The 22,625-nt window shown below is 66.9% G+C and carries 21 protein-coding genes; 12 read left to right on the forward strand and 9 right to left on the reverse strand.

Going from position 1 to position 22,625, the window contains the following annotated elements; translation table 11 throughout:
• Positions 1–389 precede the first annotated feature (389 nt).
• Both KXC42_RS22090 and KXC42_RS22095 read right to left on the reverse strand, forming a co-directional pair.
• Positions 390–2,069 carry an ABC-F family ATP-binding cassette domain-containing protein gene (locus KXC42_RS22090; RefSeq protein ID WP_219129594.1) on the reverse strand — a complete coding sequence of 560 codons (1,680 nt, stop codon included), beginning with the start codon at positions 2,067–2,069 and terminating at the stop codon, positions 390–392.
• 205 nt (positions 2,070–2,274) lie between these two features.
• Entirely contained in the window at positions 2,275–3,021 is a 747-nt protein-coding gene (locus tag KXC42_RS22095) for an MBL fold metallo-hydrolase (protein ID WP_071936012.1), read from the reverse strand.
• 128 nt (positions 3,022–3,149) lie between these two features.
• Between KXC42_RS22095 and KXC42_RS22100 the strand changes: the two genes are divergently transcribed.
• A complete protein-coding gene (locus KXC42_RS22100; protein WP_219129595.1) occupies positions 3,150–3,986 on the forward strand; it encodes an alpha/beta hydrolase in 837 nt (278 codons plus the stop codon).
• 37 nt (positions 3,987–4,023) lie between these two features.
• Positions 4,024–4,866 (forward strand): 4,5-DOPA dioxygenase extradiol, encoded by an 843-nt coding sequence (gene ygiD, locus KXC42_RS22105; protein WP_039584244.1) that lies wholly within the window; start codon positions 4,024–4,026, stop codon positions 4,864–4,866.
• A 4-nt stretch (positions 4,867–4,870) separates the two neighbouring features.
• On the opposite strand, the gene KXC42_RS22110 is transcribed toward ygiD, so the two are convergent.
• The 5 genes from KXC42_RS22110 to catA form a co-directional block, all read right to left on the reverse strand.
• A complete protein-coding gene (locus tag KXC42_RS22110) occupies positions 4,871–5,839 on the reverse strand; it encodes an alpha/beta hydrolase (protein WP_219129596.1) in 969 nt (322 codons plus the stop codon).
• Between the two features lie 74 nt (positions 5,840–5,913).
• On the reverse strand, positions 5,914–7,050 hold the full coding sequence (locus KXC42_RS22115) for an alkaline phosphatase family protein (RefSeq protein ID WP_006553168.1): 1,137 nt from the start codon (positions 7,048–7,050) through the stop codon (positions 5,914–5,916).
• A gap of 34 nt (positions 7,051–7,084) precedes the next feature.
• The gene (catC, locus tag KXC42_RS22120) at positions 7,085–7,366 is read right to left on the reverse strand and encodes a muconolactone Delta-isomerase (protein ID WP_006553167.1); all 282 of its coding nucleotides are present in this window, start codon (positions 7,364–7,366) and stop codon (positions 7,085–7,087) included.
• 37 nt (positions 7,367–7,403) lie between these two features.
• The gene (locus KXC42_RS22125) at positions 7,404–8,531 is read right to left on the reverse strand and encodes a muconate/chloromuconate family cycloisomerase (RefSeq protein WP_219129597.1); all 1,128 of its coding nucleotides are present in this window, start codon (positions 8,529–8,531) and stop codon (positions 7,404–7,406) included.
• 151 nt (positions 8,532–8,682) lie between these two features.
• On the reverse strand, positions 8,683–9,534 hold the full coding sequence (gene catA, locus KXC42_RS22130; RefSeq protein WP_006553165.1) for a catechol 1,2-dioxygenase: 852 nt from the start codon (positions 9,532–9,534) through the stop codon (positions 8,683–8,685).
• A gap of 190 nt (positions 9,535–9,724) precedes the next feature.
• Here catA and KXC42_RS22135 point away from each other — a divergent pair, with 190 nt between their 5' ends.
• A complete protein-coding gene (locus tag KXC42_RS22135) occupies positions 9,725–10,522 on the forward strand; it encodes an IclR family transcriptional regulator C-terminal domain-containing protein (RefSeq protein ID WP_219129598.1) in 798 nt (265 codons plus the stop codon).
• Positions 10,523–10,532: 10 nt separating this feature from the next.
• Here KXC42_RS22135 and KXC42_RS22140 read toward each other — a convergent pair whose 3' ends face one another.
• On the reverse strand, positions 10,533–11,453 hold the full coding sequence (locus KXC42_RS22140) for an AraC family transcriptional regulator (protein WP_219130540.1): 921 nt from the start codon (positions 11,451–11,453) through the stop codon (positions 10,533–10,535).
• A 254-nt stretch (positions 11,454–11,707) separates the two neighbouring features.
• On the opposite strand from KXC42_RS22140, the gene KXC42_RS22145 reads away from it, so the two are divergent.
• From KXC42_RS22145 to KXC42_RS22155, 3 genes are all read left to right on the forward strand, one after another.
• Positions 11,708–12,274: a flavin reductase family protein gene (locus tag KXC42_RS22145; RefSeq protein WP_219129599.1), complete on the forward strand. Its 567-nt coding sequence runs from the start codon at positions 11,708–11,710 to the stop codon at positions 12,272–12,274.
• Between the two features lie 34 nt (positions 12,275–12,308).
• Positions 12,309–13,922 carry a 4-hydroxyphenylacetate 3-hydroxylase family protein gene (locus KXC42_RS22150; RefSeq protein ID WP_024102359.1) on the forward strand — a complete coding sequence of 538 codons (1,614 nt, stop codon included), beginning with the start codon at positions 12,309–12,311 and terminating at the stop codon, positions 13,920–13,922.
• A gap of 90 nt (positions 13,923–14,012) precedes the next feature.
• The gene (locus KXC42_RS22155; protein ID WP_024102360.1) at positions 14,013–14,507 is read left to right on the forward strand and encodes a hypothetical protein; all 495 of its coding nucleotides are present in this window, start codon (positions 14,013–14,015) and stop codon (positions 14,505–14,507) included.
• Between the two features lie 77 nt (positions 14,508–14,584).
• Here the strand turns inward: KXC42_RS22155 and KXC42_RS22160 are convergent, their stop codons facing one another.
• A complete protein-coding gene (locus KXC42_RS22160; RefSeq protein WP_112320135.1) occupies positions 14,585–15,508 on the reverse strand; it encodes an AraC family transcriptional regulator in 924 nt (307 codons plus the stop codon).
• 165 nt (positions 15,509–15,673) lie between these two features.
• Between KXC42_RS22160 and KXC42_RS22165 the strand changes: the two genes are divergently transcribed.
• The 6 genes from KXC42_RS22165 to KXC42_RS22190 all read left to right on the forward strand — a co-directional run bounded on the left by KXC42_RS22165 (position 15,674) and on the right by KXC42_RS22190 (position 22,540).
• Positions 15,674–16,885 carry a cytochrome P450 gene (locus KXC42_RS22165; RefSeq protein ID WP_006553158.1) on the forward strand — a complete coding sequence of 404 codons (1,212 nt, stop codon included), beginning with the start codon at positions 15,674–15,676 and terminating at the stop codon, positions 16,883–16,885.
• Positions 16,886–16,887: 2 nt separating this feature from the next.
• Positions 16,888–17,880 carry a 2Fe-2S iron-sulfur cluster-binding protein gene (locus tag KXC42_RS22170; protein ID WP_198162535.1) on the forward strand — a complete coding sequence of 331 codons (993 nt, stop codon included), beginning with the start codon at positions 16,888–16,890 and terminating at the stop codon, positions 17,878–17,880.
• Between the two features lie 322 nt (positions 17,881–18,202).
• Positions 18,203–19,576, forward strand: a complete 1,374-nt coding sequence (benA, locus tag KXC42_RS22175) for a benzoate 1,2-dioxygenase large subunit (RefSeq protein ID WP_006553156.1) — start codon at positions 18,203–18,205, stop codon at positions 19,574–19,576.
• 14 nt (positions 19,577–19,590) lie between these two features.
• Entirely contained in the window at positions 19,591–20,094 is a 504-nt protein-coding gene (benB, locus tag KXC42_RS22180) for a benzoate 1,2-dioxygenase small subunit (protein WP_006553155.1), read from the forward strand.
• A gap of 32 nt (positions 20,095–20,126) precedes the next feature.
• Entirely contained in the window at positions 20,127–21,746 is a 1,620-nt protein-coding gene (gene benC / locus KXC42_RS22185) for a benzoate 1,2-dioxygenase electron transfer component BenC (protein ID WP_200358902.1), read from the forward strand.
• On the forward strand, positions 21,743–22,540 hold the full coding sequence (locus KXC42_RS22190) for a 1,6-dihydroxycyclohexa-2,4-diene-1-carboxylate dehydrogenase (RefSeq protein ID WP_033097475.1): 798 nt from the start codon (positions 21,743–21,745) through the stop codon (positions 22,538–22,540). Before benC ends, KXC42_RS22190 begins: the two co-directional genes overlap by 4 nt.
• Positions 22,541–22,625: the final 85 nt, after the last annotated feature.

A 22,625-nucleotide genomic window follows, 5' to 3' on the forward strand; every position in this document is an offset into this window, starting at 1 on the left:
ACCCCAGCGCACCTGTTCGCCCTCGACGAGACCCTCGTGCTCCATCCGGCGTCGGTTCTGCCATCGGCATCGGCCGAGCAGGCGCCATCCTCGCACCGACCGCGGCCGGTGTGCTCCTCGATGCGGGAGGACGCCCGAACAGCTCTACTTCGGAGTGGCCGGCGTAGTCGTGCTCGCCGCGGTGGCACTGTTCGCGCTGCGCCCGGCGCGCTCGGCGGACGCCTCGTCCGAGCCGGCGCCTGCCGTCTCCACGGAGTCGCGGAGCTGACCGACGCCCGGGAATCGGAGCGCGAAGTGGTCATCAGAGCGCGTAATTCCGCGCTCCGATGACCACTTCGCGCGTCGATCCGGTGGCCCCTGCGGCGAACAACTCCGCGGCACCCGGACTCTCATGGCTTCGGCCCCTTCCGGGTGCATTCCTTCGGGGCGAGCCCCAGCGCCAGATGCGGCCAGTGGGCGATGTCGCGTCGCATCTGCCGGTCGTGGGTGGCCACGGCGACCGCGGCGTCGGTCGCCCCCAGGGCGTCGGTCAGTTCGTCGACCAACGTGATCGACAGGTGGTTGGTGGGCTCGTCGAGCAGCAGCACGTGCGGTCGCGCGGCGAGAACCATCGCCAGGTCGAGGCGTCGTTGCTGGCCCATCGACAGGTCTCGGACCCGCTTGCCGAGGTCACGTTCGGTGAACAGTCCGAGTTCGTCGAGATCGACGGCTCCCTGGTCGGGGACGAGGCCGGCGACGATCAGTTCGCCGACGTGCGCGTCGTAGACCTGCTGTACCCGCGCCACCGACGGTGCCGGCGACTCCTGGGCGAGCCGGCCGATCCGTACGACGGGATCACTCTCGCGGGTTCCCGCCGTCGGTTCGACCTCGCCGGCCAGGACCGCGAGCAGCGTCGACTTGCCGGCGCCGTTGGGTCCGGTGATGACGAGCCGCGAACCGGCGAGGACGGCCAGATCGACCGGACGGTCGAGTCGGCCGCGCACCATGACGTCCTCGACGCGCACCAAGGGTGTGTCCGGGTCGATCCCGTCGGCCTCCGCGCCGAGCGCAGGCATGGAGAACTGCAGCGGCGGTACCGGTACCGCCACGGCATGGTCGTCCAGCGCTTCCTGACGGCGGTGCACCGACTGCACGAGCGCCGGCGCGCGGGTGGCACGCTGGTGCTTGCCGGTGCCCTTCTCCGGCCGCCAGCCGGTGACGAGCCGATCCTGCGCGGACTCGAGGTCCGATTCCAGCCGGGCCCGCTCGGCCTGCTCACGGGCGTATTCGCTCACCCAACGGGCATATTCGGCCTCGCGTCCCGTCCGGAAGCCGGCGTATCCCCCGCCGTACAGGCGTGGACGACCGTCGCGGCTCGGGTTCAGGTCGAGGATCGACGTGGCGACGTCGGTCAGCAGGGCGCGGTCGTGGCTGACGAGGACCACGCCGCTGCGGGTCTGCTGCAGGCGTTCGGTGAGATAGTCGAGCCCCGATGCGTCGAGATGGTTGGTCGGCTCGTCGAGCAACAGGAAATCGTGTTCGGCGCCGAGCAGTGCGGCCAGGCGCACGCGGTAGCGCTGCCCGACCGACATCTCCGCCAGCGGTCGCGAGCGGTCGGTGACGGCGCCGAGCGCTTCGAGGGCGGTGTCGACGCGACGGTCGGCGTCCCACGCGTCGAGTTGCTCGGCGATCTCGAGGGCGTCGGCGTACGCGTCGGCGGCGCCCGGACGTTCGTCGGCGAGTGCTGCGGTGCTCTCGTCGAGCGCCCGCAGCGCGGCGCGGACGTGCGCCAGCTCGATGTCGACGAGATCGCCGACGGTGCGCCCCTCGGCGACGGTCATCTCCTGCTCGGCGATACCGAACGAGCCGAACCGACGCACCGTCCCCGAGTCCGGTTCGAGGCGGCCGGCGAGGACGTGCAGCAGCGTGGACTTGCCGCGCCCGTTCTCCCCGACGACGCCCAGCCGGGAGCCCGGCGTGACCGCGAGGTCGACGCCGCGCAGGACGGGATGACCGTCGCGGGCGAGGTGGACGTCGACGGCGCCGAGTTGGGCGCGAGAGCGCCGGGGCATGGTGATGCTGATGGTCATGTGGTTTCCTCCGTGCGGAGGCGCACTCGTCCCCGGATCACGGGTGGGAGGATGCGCTCGCTGACGAACGGCCGGACACTCGGCCGTATTCGGGTACGGCTCGAACCGCGACCTCGGAGGACGTCCCGAGCCGCGGAGGGGGTGTCGTCAGTGGAAGTAGAGCGCCTGGATCATGATCTCCAGGGTACCGAGCGCCCGAGCACCGTCAATCGGATTTCGGTCCTCGGCCACGGCGCACGTCCGCCTCGGCGGCGAACCGTTCCTCGTATGCCGCAGCAAGTTCCTCGAGGGTCGCGGCGCAATCACCCTCGTAGGCCGGGGCGTGCATGGGTGCGAGAGTGCTCGGGTGCAGGTCCGCGAGTGCGCGGATGGTGGGTCCGAGTTCGGGGGTCAGGCACGTCGCGCGACCCAGGTCCTCCGCCTGCAGAGCGGGGCCGACGATCTCGCTCGTCGTCCGTGCCGGATATCTACCGAACGCCGTGAACAGATCACCGCACAACAGGGTGGATGTCGTTTCCTCGAACATCAGACCTGCATCCCATCCGTGTGGAACGTGCGGGGTGTCGATGTGCCGCACCCGACGGCGCCCGGTGGCCAGGACGTCCCCGTCCTGCAGGGGATGCGGTGGACGATCCGCAAGATCGGCGACCTGGACGAAACAACCCATCGCACCGTGGGCGACCTCCGCCGCCGGCGCCACTTCGAGCCAGGAGTTCATCGATCCGCACTCGTCGGCCTCGACGTGCCCGAAGGTGATCCACCGCAACCGATCCAGCGGTATCAACCGTGCTATCGCCTCCGACACCGACGGGAACAACGACCGATATCCGGTATGGAACAGCAGAGGCTCGTCACCGTCCACGAGGAACTGGTTCATCGTCAGGTTCGCCGCGTCGAGAAATGTGGACACGCGGTAGACATCCGGAGCGATCTCGGTGATCTCGGTTTCCATCACAGGTGTCCTTGGTCGCACCCCCTTCTTTCGAGCGTGCCTCTGTCTCCGGCCGGACACAAGCCTCCGAGCCGGTACTCGTGCGAAGATGCGAGGAACATCTGTCGACGAGGCCGCAGGAGGCGCTCATGGAGCACACCGAATCGTCGTTCACCGGCGTCGGCGCGATCCCGATCGTGTACGACGTGTGGTCGCCGGAGGCCCCTACCGGCGTGCTGATCCTCAGCCACGGGCTGGGTGAGCACGCACGTCGCTACGACCACGTCGTCGCGCGGCTCACCGATCTCGGCCTCGTCGTGTACGCCCCCGACCACCGCGGTCACGGACGGTCGGGCGGCAAGCGTGTGGGCGCCCGGGAGATGCGCGAGTTCACCGACGACCTGGACAGCCTGATCGATCTGGCGACCCATGCGCATCCCGGCCTGCCGGTCTTCATGCTCGGTCACTCGATGGGCGGTGCGATCGCTCTGGCCTACGCGCTCGACCATCAGGACCGGCTCGACGCGCTCGTGTTGTCGGGGCCGGCGGTGATCGTCACGTCGGGCACGCCGAAACCGGTCGTGGAGATCGGCAAGCTGATCGGGCGTTTCCTGCCGGGTGTGCCGGTGCAGAAGCTCGACAGCAAGGCGGTCTCGCGCGATCCCGCAGTGGTCGCGGCGTACGACGCCGATCCGCTCGTGCACCACGGTCTCGTGCCCGCCGGGCTTGCACGGGTGCTGGTGCTCAACGAGCAGAGCCTCGAGCGGCGCCTCCCGAACCTGAGGCTGCCGTTGCTCGTCATGCACGGAACCGCCGATGCGCTCGCCGATCCCGCCGGGTCGCAGCTCATCGCCGACCGCGCGGGTTCGAAGGACTTGACGCTGAAGTTGTACGACGGGCTGTACCACGAGGTGTTCAACGAGCCGGAGAAGGACCGCGTGCTCGACGACCTGACGGCCTGGTTGAAGACACGACTCGACAACTGAGGCTCGACAACCGGAAGGAGAGGGCGTGTCGTCACGCATGCCGGTCGCGTTCGTCGGCCACGGCAGTCCGCTCAACGCGCTCGAATCGAATCGGTACACGCAGGCCTGGGCGGCGTTCGGGCGATCCGTGCCGACGCCCCGCGCGATCCTGGCGATCTCCGCCCACTGGTTCATCAACGCCACCGCGGTGACCGCGATGCGGTCGCCGCGCACGATCCACGACTTCTTCGGGTTCCCGCAGGAGTTGTTCGACGTCGAGTATCCGGCGCCGGGTGCTCCGGAACTGGCGGAGGAGATCGCCGACCTCGTCCACCCGACGTGGGTGGGTGCCGACGTCGACTCGTGGGGTATCGACCACGGCACCTGGTCGGTGCTCACCCACGCCTTCCCGGAGGCGGATGTCCCGGTGGTGCAGCTCAGCCTCAACGCCTACAAGCCGCTCGACTATCACGTCGAACTCGGAGCCCGTCTCGCCGGACTCCGCGATCGCGGGGTGTTGATCGTCGCGAGCGGCAACGTCGTCCACAACCTCGGCACGCTGGATCCGCGACGCCCGGGCGCGGGGTTCGACTGGGCGCACCGATTCGACGAGGATGCCTTCGCCGTTCTGCGCGACCGTCCCGGTGACGCCGCGGCGCTGGGTGAGCACCCCGATTACCGCCACGCGGTGCCGACCCCCGATCATTTCCTGCCGTTGCTGTACGTCGCGGGTCTGGCCGCCGAGTCCGGGGAGCAACCGGAGACCCTCGTCGACGGTGTCGAATACGGATCGCTGTCGATGACGTCCTACGCCGTCGGCGGGAACTGTCCGCCGCGCGACGGGGACGGCCACGGCGCCGGACTGCCCGAGAGCCCGGAGCCGCCCGACACCAACCTGTGAGCGTTCAGGCGGCGTCGTCCACTGCGACGATCGCGCGTCGCGCGAACCGGGTGCTGAGCCCGATCAGTTCCATGGCTTCGGGGATCGCGCGGGCCAGGACCGGCCACGCGTGGATCTGCCCGCGCCACAGATGTGTCTCCACGGTGCGTCCCGCCGACGCGAGTCGTTCGGTCATGATCTCCACGTCCGGCCTGGTCAGATCGTATTCGGCGGCGCACATGAACATGGGAGGGAACAGCGCCGGATCGGCGTCGACAGGGTTCGTCTCGCCCTCGATCGCCTCTTCCCCGGCGAACCAGCGCGGACTGATCTTCCCGAGTGCCTTGATGGGCAGGTAGGCGTCCCTCGCCATGTACTTCGGGTCGTGCTTGTCTAGGTCGAGGTTGAGCAGCGGCGAGTACCCGATCACCGCGGCCGGTCGCTGGATGCCGCGACGCGCGGCGAGTTCGGCGACCTTCGCCGCGAGATAACCGCCGGCCGAGTCGCCGCCGACGACGATGCGCGTGGGATCGTCGGCCACCTCGAGCAGAGCGGTGTACGCGTTCATCGCGTCCTGCACCGAACCTGCGATCGGCACCGCGGGCACCTGCCGGTAGTCCATCGAGTACACCGGGGCACCGGAATCGAGCGCGAGCTGCACGCACAGCTGACGGTGGGTGGACGGGCCGCAGAAGATGAAGCCGCCGCCGTGGAAGTAGAGGATGGTGGCGTCGTCGAGCGGATCGTCGACCGGCTTCGGGGAGATGATCCGCTCACCGGGCACTCCGCCGAGTTCGGTCTGCGTGACGTGCACGGCGCGCGGCGTGGGCGTGATCCTGTCGACCACCCACGACAGCCGGCCGAGCACGGCGATGCCGAAGTCGTTGCTCGGCCAGAGACTCAGAATCGGCTTGAAGAGGATCCGGACCACCCACAGGAGGATCAGCGCGACCCTACTGCTGCGGTCGTGCCAGGTCACCGCATCGGTACGCATGTGCACACACTATGTGACCGATACGTCTCAGGCATCGAGAGTTCCGACACCCGGCGGCCCGGACCTCGAACGCGTCACCCGATCCGCAGCAGCGGCACGAGCAGTTCCTCGTCGGTCAACGCCCCGTGCTGCCCGGGAAGGTTCGACATGACCTGCTCGCCGTCGCTGCGGATCACCGTCGATTCGCCGCGTCCGACGGCCACGATGTCGCCGATCCGTTTGGCCAGCGCCGGATCGGGATCGGATCCGAACAGGCACGCCGCGAACGCGTCGTCGCGGGTGCCGACCCACGCGTGGTCGCCGAGTTCGTTGCGCCAGCGTTCGAGGACCCGGTCGACGTGGTAGGTGTAGATGTGGCGGCACCGCGGTTCCCCGGCGATGACGGTGACGTCCTCACCGAGACCCGGGGTGTGGTCGAAGTCGATGCGGCGACCCCGCGAGGCGTCGACCATGCCGTGATCGGCGGTGACGAGCAGGCGGGTGCCGGTCGGCAGCGCGTCGGCGAGTTGCTCGACGAAACGATCGACCACCGTGAGTTGCGCGAGCCACGCCGCGGACTCCGGTCCGTAGACGTGTCCGAGGGTGTCGACCTCGCCGATGTAGCAGTAGACGAGGCTGCGGTCGCCGGCGCTCACCGCGGCGACGACCTGGGCGAGCAGATCGCCGTAGGCGGAGACCCCGACGAAGTTGCCGCCGCGCAGCACGGCCCGGGTGAGGCCGCTGCCCTCGAAGGCATTCGGCACGACGGTGGTGACGGTCAGGCCCGCCTCGCGGCCGCGTTCGAACACCGTCGGGTGGGGCTGCACGGTCTCGGGTACAAGATCGTCGCGCTGGTCGATCGCGGTTCCGGCGAGGGTCCAGCGGAGCCAGTTGACCGGGGCCTCGATCTCGTCGACGTACGACTGGTAACCGGTGATGCCGTGGAGGCCGGACGGCAGCCCCGTCCCGAGGGAAGCGAGGCTGACGGCGGTGGTCGTCGGGAAGCCGGCACGCATCGGGCTCCCCGGCGCCTGCGTCAGGTACGGAGCGGCTTTCGCGTTGCGCTGCAGCAGCTCCCATCCCATCCCGTCGACGAGTAGGACGACGGTGTGATCGACTGGAGTGAGATCGAGTCGGTTGGTCTCACCGGCGACCCCCGCGGACGAGAGCACCGAAGGCATCAGGTCGGCGAGGGTCGGCTCGGCGTAGACGTCGCGCAGTGGCAGGCTCATAACCCGAGTATGAGCCACTCGCCTGCGCCGAGGGTCACTTGATGTCGGAGCCGTGCTTCGTCAGCGGCATGACCTCGATGTTCATGTAGGGGAACAACGGCAGGTTCCACAGGATCTCGTGCAATTCGTCGGCCGACTCGACGTCGAAGATCGAGATGTTGCTGTACTGGCCGACGATCCGCCAGATCTCCCGCCACTTGCCCTGGCGCTGGAGATCCTGGCTGTAGGCCTTCTCCTTCGCGACGGTCTCGGCGCGCACGTCGGGGTCCAGATCGCGGGGGATGTCGACGTCCATCCGAACGTGGAACAGTGCCATGATGTTTCTCCTTCTTCTGTTCTGACGAGAGCGCGAATCAGGAACGCGCGTACTTCTTCACGACGTCCATGTCGAGTTCGACGCCGAGTCCCGGCCCCTCGGGCAGGTGCACCTGGCCCTCGGAGTAGTCGAGCGGCTCCTGCAGCAGTTCGACGGCGAACAACTGCGGACCGAACAGTTCGGTGCCGTAGTCGATCCCCGGTTCGGCGCAGGCGAAGTGGACGGACGCGGCGGTCCCGATGGGGCCTTCGATGGAGGTCGCACCGTGGCACCGCAGGCCGGCCGCCTTCGCGACGGCGACGACCTGCTTGCTGCGCTGCAATCCGCCGCACTTGGTGGTCTTGAGCGCGACGACGTCGGCGGCGCCGAGCTTGGCCACCTCGTACGCGTCGTGCGGGGTCTGCACGGACTCGTCGGCCATCACCGGCGCCGAGACGCGTCGGTTGATCTCGGCGAGCACGTCGAGTTGATCTGCGGGAGTGGGCTGTTCGATGAGCTCGACTCCACCGTCGACGAGCTGCGGGACGTGGCGCAGCGCGGTGAAACGGTCCCAGCGGGCGTTGACGTCGATGCTGAATCCGACCTCGCCGCCGAACGCCTCGACGATCTTGACGACACGATCGGTGTCGAATGCCGGGTCGAGCGCACCCATCTTGAGCTTGAAGGAGTAGTTCAGACGCTGCTCACGCTTGTGGGTGACCTCCTCGACGATCTCTTCGAGCGGCGCGGCGCCGAGCGCCCACCGCACGTCGACGCCGGTCCGGAAGGCACCGCCGAGCAGCGACGCGACCGGCACACCCAGCGCGCGTCCCCACGCGTCGTGCATCGCGACGTCGACGGCGGCCTTCGCGAATCGCGCGTTGGCGACGATGCGCTCGATATCGACCATGACGCCACTGATCTCGTCGACTCCGCGTCCGATGATGTAGGGCCCGATGTAGCGATCGACGATCTGCTGCATCGTCTCGACCGATTCGCCGCCCCACCACGGCCCGCCCGGCACGACGCCTTCACCGTAACCGGTGACGCCGCCCTCGGTGGTCACCGCGACGAGCAGGATCGGCTGCGCTTCGGCGGTGGTGGTGGCGAACTTGTGGGGTCGGATCAGCGGTACATCGATGATCGTCGTGGTGACGGAGGCGATCTTCAGATCGGGGTCGGACATCGGAATTGCTCACAATCGGATCGGGGTGTGACGGGGAATACGTCGACCCTGCATTCAGCACGAATGCCGGTACCCCAGTGGGGCACCGGCATTCGTTACGCAGAACCGACTCGCGCGCGGGGGCCGGATCGGGCGGTTTCCGCGGTGCGGATCACGCTTCGGGGTCGAGTACGAAGTTGTAGGTCACTTCGTCGATGCCGTCGGCGTTGGGCTGCGGATCCAGGATGAGCTCGGGCTTGACGGCCGTGGCGACGTCGTCCTCGACCCACTCGCCGCCCTTGAAGTACAGCTGGGTGGTGATGGCGCGCTTGCCGGGAGCCTTCACCATGAGGTGCAGGTGGGCCGGACGCCAGGGGTGTCCGCCGTAGGAGCTGATGAACCAGCCGGTCGGTCCGTCGGCCGGGATCTTGTAGGGAGCCGGCTTGAGCGTGGTGATCTCGAAGTTGCCGTTCTCGTCGACCTCGACGGTGCCGCGCAGGTTCCACTCGGGGATACCGGGGGCGAACTGCGAGTAGAAGCCCTCTTCGTCGGCGTGCCACAGCTCGACGGTGGCGCCATGCAGGCCGTTGCCCTCGAGGTCGGTGACCTGGCCCTTGAAGACCAGCGGCGGCGCGACCTTGTCCTTCTCGCGCATCGGCATCGTGCACTTGGCCGGGAGCTTCGGGCTGTCCGGGACGTAGTAGGGGCCTTCGATGGAGCCCTTGGTGCCGGTGAAGCCCTTGCGGTTGTAGTGCACCTTCTCGATCTCGTGCTCGAGGAAGACGTCCAGCCACAGCGGCCACTCGCCGTATTCACCCACGTCGATGAGCCACTGCTTGAGCACCCGGTACTCGTCGTAGGTCACCTGGTGCTTCTGGATGATGTCGGCGAAAGCCCCGATCACGTCCTGGTAGATCGCCGACGCACGCTCGACCGAGGTGTCGGACGTGACCCGCTCGGACTTGAACTTGTCGGTCGCAGCGTTGCCGGACCCGTGGGCGGTGGGGTTCTCCATGGTGGTCATGGCTCTCCTCGTGGGGACTGAACTATCGGAAGTGTGGGGCCGGTGCGACACAGGGGCTGCGGTGATCACCGGTCAGTACGCTGTGCGTACTTGTGTATCGCAGTGCGTACATCACATACTGTGCGTGGTGTCACACAGCTTGTCAACACCGGATCGGGCAGTATCAACAAGTACGCAGGTAGGAGGCAGGATGCCGAGCATCGACCTAGGTAATGGCCCTAGCAACGATCGAGACTTCATCCAGAGCATCGAACGTGGTTTCGCGGTATTGCACGCCTTCGACGACAAGGACCCGAACCCCAGCCTGGCCGAGCTGGCCGCCAAGACCGGCCTGTCGCGACCCGCGGTCCGCCGGATCCTGCTGACCCTGCAGAAACTCGGCTACGTCACCTCGCACGGCACGAGATGGTCGCTCACTCCACGCGTGCTCAGTATCGGCCGGCACTACACCGAATCCCACACTCTCGTGGACTCGGCATTGCCGAAACTCGTCGAGATCGCCGAGCACGCCAACGAATCCGCATCCCTCGGCGTACTCGACGGCACCGAGGTCGTCTACGCCGCACGCGTCCCGGTCCGCCGGATCATGAGCATCAACGTCTCCGTCGGCACCCGCGTCCCCGCCTACGCGACGTCGATGGGTCGGGCGCTGCTGGCCTGGTCACCACGCGACATCGTCGATCGCGTGCTCGAGGAAACCGAGTTCGTACGATTCACGAGCGCGACGATCGACAACCCCGACGACCTGCGTGCCGAACTGGCCCACGTGCGCAACCGCGGCTACGCGATCACCTCCGCCGAACTCGAGGAAGGGCTCATCACGATCGCCGCTCCCGTCTTCGACCCCTCCGGCTATGCCGTGGGAGTGCTCGCGTGCTCGACGTCGACCGGTCGGCACACCCTCGACTCGTTCTGCGATCTCGCTACGAAAAGGGTCGTGAACTGCGCCGAAAGGCTCAGCAGCGAGCTCGGCTACCACCACGACTGACGGCCCTCGATCACCCACGCAGCGTGACCGACGGTGCCACCCCATACTTACGCTTGTAGGCCGCCGCGAACCGGCCGGTATGGGTGATACCCCACTTCAGAGCCACATCGGTGACCGACAGTTCCGCCGCATCGCCCACCGCGAGTTCCTCGTGGATGCGCTCGAGGCGCAGGTCGAGCAGATAGTCGCGCGGGCACACCCCGAGATATTCGCGGAACCCCTCCTGCAGGCGCCGCACGCTGACCCCGGCCACCTCGGCCATCTCGGCGGTGGTCCACGCCGAGGCGGGATCCTCGTGCAACCGGTCGAGGACACGCTTGATGATGCGCGGGCGCGCCCCGCCGGTCGGATCCGCGCCCTCCGGCATGACCGCGAGGATGAACGAGGTCGTCAGAGCACCCGACAACTGCTCCGAGACAAGCGGATTCCGCCAGAGCGATTCGTCCGTCTTGAGCTGTTCCACGACCGAGCGCAACAGCGTCATCCAGCTCTGGCCCGCCTGCGTCGTCAGATCCACCCGATTCGGGAGCTGCAGGTCGGGACGGGCGAGGATGCGCGACATCTCGCGCTGTAGATAGTCGCGTTCGAGCTTGATCCCGACGATCTCGCAGTCGTTCGTCCACTTCTGTTCCGGAGCTGCGGTGTCGGGACGGAAGACGGCGGCGTGCCCGACCTCCGACACCAACCCGTTGCCGGCGGCGATCCGACCGGCGATCGGAGTGTTCACCGCGTACGCCCCGGGATGTTCGCTGCGGATCGACACCGCCGCTCCCCAGCCGATGCGCGTGAGACGGATCGGCCCGAGCGGCAGTGTGCGGAGCCGGAGCGAGGGCGCGACGTCGTCGAGCGGCGTCAGTTCGTGCTCGAAATAGGCATTCGAGACAGCCTCTTCCACCCCTTCCCAATCGACCGGCCCCGAAGTCGGCTCCATTGCCATCGGCCCCTCACCTTCGTTTCCAGCTCGTCGTCGGCGCTCCGACCTGCGCATCCGTGTGGTTCGAGCGCGTGCGATCCAGTGTGATGCGGAACACGGCCCCAGGCAAACAGGGCCCTTCGGCCCACTCACCGCGCTAGGTGGATAGTGACCGCGCTCACTGGATCGCACAAGTTCCACGACGTCCATATGGTCTGTGTCACATCGAATCGAAGTCCACCACAACCCGCACCGGACAGGAGGACGCAGACATGGATCAGCGCACACTCCGCGATATCTTCGGACAGTTCGCCAGCGGCGTCACCGTCATCACCTGCGCGAACAGCGACGGAGAGCCCCACGGCGCGACCGTCACCGCCTTCACCGCCGTCTCGCTCGAGCCCCGCCTGTGCCAGGTCACCCTGACCCGCACCTCCAAGGCCTGCCGGTTCCTGTCCGACGCGCCGTTCGCGGTCAACATCCTCGCCGCAAACCAGCTCGACACTGCACTGCACTTCGCAGGACGCCCCCAGTCGCCCGAGCCGGTCTGGGAGCAGGGCCCCACCGCCCCGATCCTCGCCGGCACCGCCGCGACACTGTCGTGCACGCCCTGGCGCGAATACGACGGCGGCGACCACATCATCTACATCGGCGAGATCGTCGACGCCACCTTCGACGAGACGGTCGACCCACTCCTGTTCTACCGCAGCACTTTCCATGATCTCGGCGCCCCGAGCACGTCCACCGCGTGGAACGGCTCGCTCGACGATCCGCACAGCGGATGGTTCGACTCGCAGACCCGCTTCGTGCCGTTCCACCTCGCCGCAGCCCACGCCTGAACATCTTCCACTCCCCCGGACAAGGAGAAATCCCATGACCACCACCGAACCCCGGCCCTCGGAGACCCTCGATCGTTCCAAGGTGAACGTCGCCGCGGACTCCCCGGCCAACCAGCAGAAGAACTTCGCCTCCCGCCCCATGACCGGCGACGAGTACATCGCCTCCATCGACGACGGTCGCGAGATCTACCTGCACGGTGAGCGAGTCAAGGATTTCACCAACCATCCGGCCTTCCGCAACTCGATCCGGATGACGGCGCGCCTCTACGACGCCCTCCACACCGGTGAGCACGTCAACACCCTCACCACCCCCACCGACACCGGCAACGGCGGCGTGACCATGCCGTTCTTCCGCACCCCGAAGTCCGCCGACGACCTGCGGGCCGACCGCGACGCCATCGCCACCTGGGCACGGCTGACCTACGGCTGGATGGGCCGCAGCCCCGACTACAAGGCGTCCTTCCTCGGCACGCTCGGCGCGAACGACGAGTTCTACTCGCCCTTCCAGGACAACGCGAAGCGCTGGTACCGCGAGTCGCAGGAGAAGGTCCTGTACTGGAACCACGCGATCATCAATCCGCCGGTCGACCGTCAGCTACCGCCGGACCAGGTCGGCGACGTGTTCATGAAGGTCGAGAAGGAGACCGACGCCGGCCTCATCGTCTCCGGCGCCAAGGTCGTCGCGACCGGCTCGGCCATCACGAACTACAACTTCATCGCTCACTACGGTCTGCCGATCAAGAAGAAGGAATTCGCGCTGATCTGCACGGTGCCGATGGACGCACCCGGCATCAAGCTCATCTCGCGCGCCTCCTACTCTCAGAACGCGAACATCGTCGGCTCCCCGTTCGACTACCCGATCTCCTCGCGGATGGACGAGAACGACGCGATCTTCATCTTCGACAAGGTGCTCGTGCCCTGGGAGAACGTCTTCATGTACGGGGACGTCGAGAAGATCAACAACTTCCTCGGCGGCTCCGGCTTCCTCCAGCGCTTCACGCTGCAGGGCTGCACGCGACTCGCGGTCAAACTCGACTTCATCGCCGGTCTCCTCATGAAGGCTCTCGACGCCACCGGCGCCGGCGGATTCCGCGGCGTGCAGACCCGTGTCGGTGAGGTCATCGGCTGGCGCAACCTGTTCTGGTCGCTCACCGACTCCATGGTGAACAACCCGGAGCCGTGGATCGACGGCACCGTAATCCCCAAGCTCGAATACGGCCTCACCTACCGCATGTTCGCGATGCAGGGCTACCCGCGCATCAAGGAGATCATCGAGCAGGACGTCGCCTCGGGCCTGATCTACCTGCCCTCGTCCGCCGCCGACTTCAAGAACCCGGACGTGCGTCCTTACCTCGACAAGTATGTCCGCGGCTCCGACGGCATCCAGGCGGTCGACCGCGTGAAGGTCATGAAGGCACTGTGGGATTCGATCGGCTCCGAGTTCGGTGGCCGCCACGAACTGTACGAACGGAACTATGCCGGCAACCACGAGAACGTCAAGGCCGAGCTGCTGTTCGCCGCCGAGAGCCGCGGTGACGTCGCCTCCATGAAGGGCTTCGCGGAGCAGTTCATGAGTGAGTACGACCTCGACGGCTGGACCGTGCCCGACCTGATCGGCAACTCCGACGTCAGCGCGTTCTACAAGTAACCGACTCCCGCGCGCGGGCGGATGATCTCCGTTCTCCTGCCCGTCCGCGCGCGGCCCCCAACATCCACCCACCGCGAAGGAGCGTCCGAGATGACCACGACCGCTTCGACCTCCGTGTCCCATCCCCCTGCACCGGAATTCGACGCGGTAGTCCTCGGACGCTCCTTCGCCTCCCAGCGGGTCTCGGCCCGGTTGCGCGACGAACTACGGCTGGCGGTCCACGAGATCGGCACCGCGAGCGCCGTCCGCTACGACGACATCGACCATCGGTGGGAGATCCTCATCGGCGGCACCGTCGTCGGCCGAGCGAAGTTCGTCGTAGACGGGCACGGCGGCCTCACACTGCAGGGCCGAGACGGCGCCGCGCTCGAGCGCGATGCCCTGACGGTGCACGGCTTCCCGAATCTGTTCCGCCCCATCGTCAGTACGCGCACGGATTCCGTCGGGTACACGGTGTCCTGCATCGAATACATGCGCAGCAACGGTCTGGACTACGTCGAGCGGCGGCTGCGGACGCCGGTCGCGGACGACGACTACCCTGAGCTTTCGTTCGATCGGCCCACACCCATCCTCTGGTTCGGCTGAGCCGTCCGGGAGGACGCACGAGCGGGTGACGACCACGAGGTCGTCACCCGCATACGTGCGTCCGAATCCGCATGCGTTCAGCCCCGCAGGACTTCCGTAGGGGTGACGCCGTACCGCTTCCTGAAGGCGGCGGCGAAACGCCCCGGATGGCCGAAACCCCACCGGAAAGCCACATCTGCCACGGTGATTCCCCCGGCAGTAAGATCCGCGTGGGCGCGATCGAGCCGGATGTCGCGCAGACACGCGGACGGACTGCTGCCCACGTACTCGGAGAACGCCTCCTGCAACCTGCGCACACTGGTTCCGGCGATCTCCGCCATGTCGGCTGCCGTCCAGACACGACCCGGATCCTCCTGCAGAGCATTCAACACCCGCCGGACCATGCCCGGGCGGGGTGCCGGTGACATTTCGTCGGCCGGCGCGACCGCCAGGACGAAGGCCGTGGTGACCGCACCGCCGAGCTGGGCCGACACGAGAGGATTCGTGAGCACCCGGGTCGGCCCGGCGAGCTGCTCGCTCAGCGCTGCCACGAGACGGTGCCATTCCTGCGCCGACCCCCGCAGATCGAGGCGGTCGGGAAGTTCGAGGCGCGACCGCAACGGACCACCGAGAATGCGGTCCGCTTCGCGTTCGAGATGTTCTCGATCGAACTTGATTCCGAGGACCGAACATTCGGCGTCCCACCGTGTGATGAGCGACGGGGTGTCCGCGCGGAAGACTGTCGCCGAGCCGGGTTCGGAGACGACGGTGCCCGAGCGCCCCCGCGATTCGAGCCGCCCGCTCAGCGGTATGTTCACCTCGTAGGCGCCCGGATACTCGCATTCGATCGCGACGTCCGCTCCCCAGCCCATCCGACCGATCGTGACACCTCCGAGATCGGCCGAGACCAATTCGAGCTCAGGACGATCCACCTTTCCGAGGTCCGTCAATCGGTGCGGGAAGTACACGTCCGCCACGACGCGCGAGGCGTCGTCCCAGTCCTCGATCTCGGGCACACTCACGCCTTCGAGACTAACCGCTTCCGAGACCTGGATCACATAGTCGCGTGATTCGTCCAGGGACCGCGCAATGTGCATCGACCGGCCCGTCGGCCGACTCGTATGGTCCTGGCCACGTCAACAACGGCCCGGCCGTCGCCGGACGGCTCCCGACCCGGAGGTACACCGATGACCAGCACCCTTTCGTGGCTCGACGAGATCACCATGGAAGAACTCGAGCGCAATCCGTACCCGGTCTACGAGCGCTTGCGTGCCGAAGCTCCGGTCGCCTTCGTGCCCGTCCTCGGCGCCTACGTAGCGTCCACGACCGAAGCGTGCCGTGCGGTCGCGGCCGGCGACGACTTCGACGGCATCATCACCCCCGCCGGTGGCCGCACCTTCGGTCATCCCGCGATCATCGGCGTCAACGGCGACATCCACCGCGACCTGCGGTCGATGGTCGAACCCGCCCTCCAGCCCGCCGAGGTGGACCGCTGGATCGAGGATCTCGTCCGCCCGATCGCACGACGCTACGTCGAGGCGTTCGAGTCCGACGGCAGGGCCGATCTCGTCGCCCAGTTCTGCGAGCCGGTGAGTGTGCGGTCGCTCGGTGATCTCCTCGGACTGAAGGACGTCAGTTCGGACAAACTGCGCGAATGGTTCCACAAACTGTCGGATTCGTTCACCAACGCAGCGATGGACGAGGACGGAAACTTTCTGAACCAGGAACGTTTCGACGAGGGCGACCGCGCCAAGGAGGAGATCCGTTCCGTCGTCGACCCGCTGATCGACCACTGGATCGAGCATCCCGACGACAGCGCCATCTCGCACTGGCTGCACGACGGGATGCCCGAAGGGCAGACGCGGGACCGCGACTACATCTACCCGACGCTGTACGTCTTCCTCCTCGGCGCCATGCAGGAACCGGGACACGCCATGAGTTCCACCCTGGCAGGCCTGTTCACCCGCCCCGAACAGTTCGAAGCCGTGGTGGACGAACCGGGACTCATCCCCCGCGCGATCGCCGAAGGGATGCGCTGGACCGCCCCGATCTGGTCCGGCACCGCACGTATCGCCAAGCGCGACACCGTCGTATCAGGAATCGAGATCAGCGAAGGGTCGGTGGTCATGCTGTCCTACGGGTCGGCGAACCACGACATCGACGTGTTCGACGCCCCCAGCCGCTACGACCTGACCCGCCCGCCGCTCCCCCACCTCGCCTTCGGTGCCGGCAAGCATGCCTGCGCGGGAATCTACTTCGCGAACAACGTGAGCCGCATCGGTCTCGAAGAACTGCTCGAGACCATCCCCAATCTCGAGCGGGACACTTCCGAGGACGTCGAATTCTGGGGTTGGGGCTTCCGCGGCCCGAAGACCCTGCACGCCCGGTGGGAGATCTGACCATGCCGTACACACTCACCGCGGGCACCGGCGTCGTTCCCTGCGAACCCGGTCGGACGGTGCTGGAAGCGTTCCTGCGCAACGGCAACTGGATGCCCAACTCCTGCAACCAGGGAACCTGCGGCACCTGCAAGATCAAGGTCCTCGACGGCGAACTCGATCATCGGAACTCGCCGGAGGAGACGCTCACCGCCGACGAACTCGCGGCCGGATTCGTCCTCGCGTGCCAGGCCACCCCGCGCGGCGACGTCGCCTTCGAGACCTCCGCAACGGAGGAACCCGCCGGCACGCACGTGCTGCGCGACGTCGTCGTCACCGTCGCCGAGGTACGCGACATCGCCGCCGACACACGCAAGGTGTTGCTCACCGCCGACGAACCGCTCGAGTTCTCGGCCGGGCAGTACGTGGAGGTGACAGTTCCCGGGACCGAGATCCGACGGCAGTACTCACTCGCGAATCCGCCCTCCGAGGCCAAAGAGCTCGAACTGCACATCCGCCGGCAACCCGGTGGAGTCGCGAGCGAATGGGTCTTCGAGCGCATCGACGTGGGTGAACGCGTGACCGTCACCGGCCCGTACGGCGACTTCACCTTCGACCTGGAGGGCACCGGCCCGATCGTCCTGCTCGGCGGTGGGACGGGCCTCGCCCCGCTCGAGGCCATCGTCCGGCAGGCGCTCTCCCTCGTCCCCGACCGGCAGATCCTGCTCTACCACGGGGTCCGTACCTGCGCGGACCTGTACGACGTCGACTTCCTCCGCGAACTGGAGACCCGCCATCCCGGCTTCCGCTACATCACCTGCGTGAGCAGGGAGAGCGGCGGAGACCGCGACGGATACGTCACCGACGCTTTCCTCGAGGACGTCGCGTCCGCGAAGGAGTTCACCGGTTACATCTGCGGATCGGACGCGTTCGTCGAGGCATCGGTGAAGGCGTTCAAGCGTCGCCGCATGTCGCCGCGACGCATCCGGCGCGAACGGTTCACCCCGGCCGGCTGAATACCCTCATCCCCGTACCGCTCGTACGCACGCGCTGCTCCGGCACCGCGATGCGCACGAGCGGTACGGCCGTGTCGAGGGGTCTTTCCGCCTCCGGTCGCTCGAGGGCCTTCCGACCCCCCACCCAGGGGTCCTAGGTATCCCTAGGTATTTGCCTGGTGTGACCGTAGCCACAGGCTGTCATCGTGGAGATATCGCCGGACACATCGCGTCGAGCCGGACCGGAGAAAGACCCCGGTCACCACGAATCTTCAGTACAGGCTCGGCCGCGTCGGACACGCCCTGTCCGTCCCGGGAACGAAGCCGATACCTGGAGGATCCCATGACCGACATCGTGGAGCACGTGCGCACTCGCCTCGACGGCGCACTCGTCGAAGACCCGAGCACCGGGCGGTACCAGATCCGCCGTGACGTCTTCACCGACGAGGAGATCTTCGAACTCGAGATGAAGCACATCTTCGAGGGCAACTGGGTGTACCTCGCCCACGAGAGCCAGGTCCCGAACGTCGGTGATTACTTCACCACGTATATCGGCCGCCAGCCCGTCGTCATCAGCCGCGACAAGGAAGGCGAGCTGCACTGCCTGATCAACGCGTGCAGCCACCGCGGTGCGATGCTGTGCCGTCGCAAGACCGACAACCGCACCACCTTCACGTGCCCCTTCCACGGCTGGACGTTCCGCAACAACGGAAAGCTGCTGAAGGTCAAGGATCCCCGCGACGCCGGCTATCCCGAGCAGTTCAACACCGACGGCAGCCACGACCTGCGGAAGGTCGCTCGTTTCGAGAGCTACCGCGGTTTCCTGTTCGGCAGCCTGAATCCCGACGTCAAGTCGCTCGAGGACCACCTCGGTGACACCACGAAGATGATCGACATGCTCGTCGACCAGTCCCCCGAGGGCCTCGAGGTGCTGCGCGGTTCGTCCACCTATACCTACGACGGCAACTGGAAGCTGCAGGCCGAGAACGGCGCCGACGGTTACCACGTCTCGGCCACCCACTGGAACTATGCCGCGACCACCGCGCGCCGCACTGCCGGTGAGTCCAGCAACGAGACCAAGGCGATGGACGCCGGCACCTGGGGCAAGCAGGGCGGCGGCTACTACTCGTTCGACCACGGCCACCTGTTGCTGTGGATGTGGTGGGGCAACCCCGAGGACCGTCCGCTGTACCCGCGCAAGGACGAACTCGCGAAGGAGTTCGGCGAGAAGAAGGCCGAGTTCATGGTCGGCGCGTCGCGCAACCTGTGCCTGTACCCGAACGTGTACATCATGGACCAGTTCTCCTCGCAGATCCGGCACTTCCGCCCGATCTCCGTGGACAAGACCGAGGTGACGATCTACTGCATCGCACCGAAGGGTGAGAGCGCCGAGTCCCGCGCCAACCGGATCCGTCAGTACGAGGACTTCTTCAACGCGACCGGCATGGCCACCCCGGATGATCTCGAGGAGTTCCGCTCCTGCCAGAAGACCTACCTCGCATCGGCTGCGCCCTGGAACGACATGAGCCGCGGTGCAACCCACATCCTCAACGGACCCGACGAGGTCGCTCAGGATCTCGGCATGACGAAGGTGCTGTCGAGCGGTGTGAAGACCGAGGACGAAGGCCTGTACCCGATCCAGCACGGCTACTGGCTCGAAGCGATGCGCGAGGCCATCGCCGCCGAGAGTTCCGCCGCCGACCCGTCCGCGCTCTGAGAGGAACCGGAATCATGACTGCCGTACACGAATTCACGCAGACCGACATCGAACAGTTCCTCTACCGTGAGGCCCGACTGCTCGACGACCGCGAGTTCGAGCAGTGGCTCGAGTGCTACCACCCCGATGCCGAGTACTGGATGCCGGCCTGGGACGACGACGGTGCTCTCACCGAGAACCCGCAGACCGAGATCTCGCTGATCTACTACCCGAATCGCGGCGGCCTCGAGGACCGGGTGTTCCGCATCCGCACCGACCGTTCGTCGGCGACCTCGCTGCCCGAACCCCGCACAGGACACAACATCACCAACGTCGAGATCCTCGAGCGTCGCGGCACCGAAATCGACCTGCGGCACAACTGGTTCTCGTTGTACTTCCGCTACAACACCACCGACACCTACTTCGGGACCACCTTCCTCACCCTCGATGTCTCGGGCGCACAGCCGGTGATCAAGAAGAAGAAGATCGTCCTGAAGAACGACTACATCCACCACATCGTCGACGTCTACGTCGTCTAGTTCCACCCCGATCACGAAAGGAGGCACGTGCCATGGCTTACCAGGTGGCATTGAGCTTCGAGGACGGGGTCACCCGCTTCATCAAGGTCAACCCGAACGAGACCGTCGCCGACGCCTCGTACAAGGCACGCATCAACATTCCGCTCGACTGCCGCGACGGCGCGTGCGGAACCTGCAAGGCCTTCTGCGAATCGGGCAGCTACGACGGCGGCGACTACATCGAGGACGCCCTCACCGACGAAGAGGCCGAGCAGGGTTACTGCCTGCCGTGCCAGATGATGCCGGAATCCGATCTGGTGGTGCAGATCGCGAGCACCTCCGATGTCGCGAAGACCGCGGCCGCCTCGTACAGCGCGACCATCACGGATCTGCGCCGTTACTCCGAGAGCGTCGTCGGGTTCACCGTCGAGATCGACAACCGTGACGATCTGGTGTTCCTGCCCGGTCAGTACGTCAACATCGGCGTGCCCGGCAGCGACGACGGCACCGGTAAGCCGGCGACCCGCTCGTACTCGTTCAGCACCGGCCCGCACGAGAATTCGCTCGCGTTCCTCGTGAAGATCACCGAGGACGGTCTGATGTCCGAATACCTGCGCGACCGCGCGCAGGTCGGCGATACCCTGGAGTTCACCGGCCCATTCGGCAGCTTCTTCCTGCGCGAGCGCAAGCGTCCGTCGCTGCTGCTCGCCGGCGGTACCGGCCTGGCGCCGCTGCTGTCGATCCTGTCGAAGATCGAGGCCGACGGCTCGGACCAGCCGGTGCACCTGATCTACGGTGTCACCTTCGATCACGATCTCGTCGAACTCGACGCGCTCGAGGAGTACACGAAGCGGCTGCCGAACTTCACGTTCGACTACTGCGTCGCCGACGAAGCGTCGTCCGCCCCGAACAAGGGATACGTGACGGGTCTGTTCGAGCCGTCGCACCTCAACGACGGTGATGTGGACATCTACCTGTGCGGTCCGCCGCCCATGGTGGAGGCGGTGCGTAACCACCTGTCCGAGAACGGTATCGAGCCGACGAACTTCTACTTCGAGAAGTTCAACACCTCGGCCACCCCGGGTGGGGCAACCGCACCCGCTGCCACCGACGCCGAGAAGGCCGCGGCGGAGAAGGCTGCCGCCGAGACCGGTCGTCCGGTGGTGCTCGAGAACCCCGAGCCCGGCAATTACGAGATCGGCGAGGAGCATCCGCCCGTCGCCGAATCGGACGAGCAGTTCGACGCCCGCATGGCCCTCGAACTCGGGGTCGTCGAACTCACGATCGGCCGGCTCACGTCGGAGCAGCTCGTCGAGTTCCGCATCCTCGCCGAGGCGTCCGGCGCGTCGGTCGAAGGCGACCACTTCACCGACGCCGCGGCGTTCACCGACACCAATGCGGCCTTCCACGAGTTCCTCTTCCGCTGTTGCACCAACCCGGTGCTGCTCGAGGCCTACAACAAGCTCGAGGTCACCCGGTTGATGAAGCAGGTCCTGCGCGACGCGCAGTGGATCGAGGAGCACATCGTCGACGAGCACCTGCAGCTCGTCGAGGCGTTCGAGAAGGGCGACAAGGCCGCCGCGCGCGACCTGATCGTCGTCCACTCGCAGCACGCCAAGGAGACGATGCGTCGCGCCATCGCCAGCGGTGCCCCAGCAGGTGTCTCCTCATGATCGCAACGAAGATCTTCCCGGGCCGGTTCGACGGACGGTGCCTGACGATCACCGGCGCCGCGCAGGGCATCGGTCTCACGGTGGCGACCCGCATCGCCGCCGAGGGCGGTGAGGTCGTGCTCGTCGACCGCGCGGATCTCGTCCACGAGGTGGCCGAGCAGCTGCGCGAGGCGGGCGGCAAGGCGCATTCGGTGACGGCGGATCTCGAGACCTTCGAGGGCGCGGAGGAGGCGATCTCCCACGCCGTCCGCACCACCGGCCGCATCGACGTGCTGATCAACGTCGTCGGCGGCACGATCTGGGCCAAGCCGTACGAGCACTATGCGCCGGAGGAGATCGAGAAGGAGATCCGGCGGTCGCTGTTCCCCACTCTGTGGACGTGTCGCGCCGCCGCTCCCCATCTGATCGAGCGACGCGCCGGCACGATCGTGAACGTCTCGTCGGTCGCGACCCGCGGCGTCAACCGCGTGCCGTATTCGGCGGCGAAGGGTGGGGTCAACGCGATCACCGCGTCGCTCGCCCTCGAACTCGCCCCCTACGGGGTCCGCGTGGTGGCGACCGCCCCGGGCGGCACCGTCGCTCCCGAGCGGCGGATCGCGCGCGGTCCGTCGCCGCAGTCCGAGCAGGAGAAGGCCTGGTACCAGCAGATCGTGGACCAGACCGTCGATTCCTCCCTGCTCAAGCGGTACGGCACGCTCGACGAGCAGGCCGCCGCGATCTGTTTCCTGGCCTCCGAGGAGGCCTCCTACATCACCGGCACGGTTCTTCCCGTCGCCGGCGGCGATCTGGGCTGACCGCCCCTCGCTCGGCCTCACCGGAGGCGCCAGTCCCCCCGGTGAGGCCACTTTTCTCCCCGAATCCTCTTGTGACTCCACCCAC

Source organism: Rhodococcus sp. LW-XY12 (genome assembly GCF_019317345.1).
Lineage (GTDB): Bacteria > Actinomycetota > Actinomycetes > Mycobacteriales > Mycobacteriaceae > Rhodococcus > Rhodococcus pyridinivorans.

Excerpts from the sequence above, each read along its gene's own strand:
- KXC42_RS22090 (WP_219129594.1), bottom strand. The coding sequence starts at position 2,069 with ATGACCATCAGCATCACCATGCCCCGGCGCTCTCGCGCCCAACTCGGC.
- KXC42_RS22095 (WP_071936012.1), bottom strand. The coding sequence starts at position 3,021 with ATGGAAACCGAGATCACCGAGATCGCTCCGGATGTCTACCGCGTGTCC.
- KXC42_RS22100 (WP_219129595.1), top strand. The coding sequence starts at position 3,150 with ATGGAGCACACCGAATCGTCGTTCACCGGCGTCGGCGCGATCCCGATC.
- ygiD (WP_039584244.1), top strand. The coding sequence starts at position 4,024 with ATGCCGGTCGCGTTCGTCGGCCACGGCAGTCCGCTCAACGCGCTCGAA.
- KXC42_RS22110 (WP_219129596.1), bottom strand. The coding sequence starts at position 5,839 with ATGCGTACCGATGCGGTGACCTGGCACGACCGCAGCAGTAGGGTCGCG.
- KXC42_RS22115 (WP_006553168.1), bottom strand. The coding sequence starts at position 7,050 with ATGAGCCTGCCACTGCGCGACGTCTACGCCGAGCCGACCCTCGCCGAC.
- catC (WP_006553167.1), bottom strand. The coding sequence starts at position 7,366 with ATGGCACTGTTCCACGTTCGGATGGACGTCGACATCCCCCGCGATCTG.
- KXC42_RS22125 (WP_219129597.1), bottom strand. The coding sequence starts at position 8,531 with ATGTCCGACCCCGATCTGAAGATCGCCTCCGTCACCACGACGATCATC.
- catA (WP_006553165.1), bottom strand. The coding sequence starts at position 9,534 with ATGACCACCATGGAGAACCCCACCGCCCACGGGTCCGGCAACGCTGCG.
- KXC42_RS22135 (WP_219129598.1), top strand. The coding sequence starts at position 9,725 with ATGCCGAGCATCGACCTAGGTAATGGCCCTAGCAACGATCGAGACTTC.
- KXC42_RS22140 (WP_219130540.1), bottom strand. The coding sequence starts at position 11,453 with ATGGAGCCGACTTCGGGGCCGGTCGATTGGGAAGGGGTGGAAGAGGCT.
- KXC42_RS22145 (WP_219129599.1), top strand. The coding sequence starts at position 11,708 with ATGGATCAGCGCACACTCCGCGATATCTTCGGACAGTTCGCCAGCGGC.
- KXC42_RS22150 (WP_024102359.1), top strand. The coding sequence starts at position 12,309 with ATGACCACCACCGAACCCCGGCCCTCGGAGACCCTCGATCGTTCCAAG.
- KXC42_RS22155 (WP_024102360.1), top strand. The coding sequence starts at position 14,013 with ATGACCACGACCGCTTCGACCTCCGTGTCCCATCCCCCTGCACCGGAA.
- KXC42_RS22165 (WP_006553158.1), top strand. The coding sequence starts at position 15,674 with ATGACCAGCACCCTTTCGTGGCTCGACGAGATCACCATGGAAGAACTC.
- KXC42_RS22170 (WP_198162535.1), top strand. The coding sequence starts at position 16,888 with ATGCCGTACACACTCACCGCGGGCACCGGCGTCGTTCCCTGCGAACCC.
- benA (WP_006553156.1), top strand. The coding sequence starts at position 18,203 with ATGACCGACATCGTGGAGCACGTGCGCACTCGCCTCGACGGCGCACTC.
- benB (WP_006553155.1), top strand. The coding sequence starts at position 19,591 with ATGACTGCCGTACACGAATTCACGCAGACCGACATCGAACAGTTCCTC.
- benC (WP_200358902.1), top strand. The coding sequence starts at position 20,127 with ATGGCTTACCAGGTGGCATTGAGCTTCGAGGACGGGGTCACCCGCTTC.
- KXC42_RS22190 (WP_033097475.1), top strand. The coding sequence starts at position 21,743 with ATGATCGCAACGAAGATCTTCCCGGGCCGGTTCGACGGACGGTGCCTG.